General features: G+C 68.5%; 1 protein-coding gene. It reads left to right on the top strand.

The window, feature by feature from the left end; genetic code table 11:
- The coding region (locus ZRA01_RS20730; RefSeq protein ID WP_170183047.1) for a metal-dependent phosphohydrolase at positions 1-634 on the top strand (634 nt) is incomplete at both ends.

Genomic DNA, 634 nt, shown 5'->3' with positions numbered 1-634 from the left:
TTGTGTTCCATGAGCGGGCGGTACTGCGCGTCGAATGGCTGTGCCGGCATCCGGACAGCCGGCTGACGGTCGGCAGCCTGGTGTCGATCCGTTGGCTCGGCCGGCCGACCAGCACCCTGGGGGCGATCCGGATCGCCCGGCTGGTGAAGCTCGAACGGCCCGAAGCGAGCCTCAATCCCTTCGACACGGTGCCCCACGGCTGGGTCCGGGACCGGGAACTCGTCGCGCGGGCGGGGTGTTTCTGGGAGGGCCTGGGCCGGCCGCTGCAGCATCTCTTCAACGCGGTGTTCTGGGACCCTCGCCGCTTCCAGCGTTATCTCGAGGGGCCGAGTTCGCTGCAGGGGCATCACAACGGCCGTAACGGCAACTTCCGCCATGCGCTGGAGGTCGCCGAGCGGGCCCGCACCCTCGGTAGTCATCACGCTGAGGTGCATCTGCCGGTGTTGATCGCCGGGAGCTTGCTGCACGACGCGGGCAAGGCGGAGGAGTACCAGTTCAATCCGGTACGGGGCCGCTACGAGATGACGGAACGTGGGGCGCTCTTGGGCCACAAGCATACGGTGCTCGAGTGGATCGCGGCGGCCCGGGCCCAGCATCGGGTGATCGTGCCGGAGGCCCATTACCTGGCGCTGCT

The sequence above is a fragment of the Zoogloea ramigera genome (assembly GCF_006539865.1).
Lineage (GTDB): Bacteria > Pseudomonadota > Gammaproteobacteria > Burkholderiales > Rhodocyclaceae > Zoogloea > Zoogloea ramigera.
This window is presented reverse-complemented; position numbering and strand designations above follow the sequence as displayed.